This is a genomic window from Vibrio sp. 704, assembly GCF_033339295.1.
This window is the reverse complement of sequence record NZ_JAWOUH010000627.1, coordinates 1-620: the sequence shown is the minus strand read 5'-3', so window position 1 is coordinate 620 and position 620 is coordinate 1. Positions and strand designations below refer to the sequence as shown.

Genomic DNA, 620 nt, shown 5'->3' with positions numbered 1-620 from the left:
TATTTGAACTTAGCATTGCGCTACGCAACCCACATAGTTGCGCTCAAAAAAGGTCAAATTGCCTTTGAAGGCAACGCCGAAATGCTGCTTGATGAAGCGCGTTTGTCTGCACTTTACGAATCACCAATTAAGCTCATTGACCATCCAACGCCCGCGGAAACACTTGCTAGCCAGAAGGTGGCGGTGGTATGTGCATGATGGTTCGATTTCTCAAACAACTAAGCTGCACGACTCTACTTTTCACAGTGATGATTGCACGAGCGAACGCAGACATTACCGTTCATGATGCGTACGGAGCGGTGACTTTTGAGCAAGTGCCGCAACGCGTCGTGGTTCTCAACTGGGACATTTTGGAGCAAGTGCTCGCGTTGGACATCGAGCCCATTGCTGCGCCTAACTTGCCGGGTTATCGCCAGTGGGTAGTGAATCCTTACGCACCAGAATCCATTGAGGATATCGGCACTCGCGCCGAACCCAATTTAGAGAAGATAGCGAGCTTGAAACCCGATGTGATCCTAGCGGCGTCTCCCCAGCAAGATTTGATTCCCCTGCTCAGACAAATCGCGCCGGTGGTGTATTTGCCGAATTTTTCGCAAAACGAAGCCGCGGCTCAAACCGCA

At 51.0% G+C, this 620-nt stretch carries 1 protein-coding gene and 1 pseudogene; both read left to right on the top strand.

The features are described 5' to 3' along the window. Nucleotides 1-198 (top strand): annotated as a pseudogene (locus R7R24_RS28160) (ABC transporter ATP-binding protein); the annotation flags it as partial. 50 nt (nucleotides 199-248) lie between these two features. Further along, nucleotides 249-620: ABC transporter substrate-binding protein (locus tag R7R24_RS28155; RefSeq protein WP_318120369.1), on the top strand; the 372-nt coding region annotated here is incomplete at its 3' end.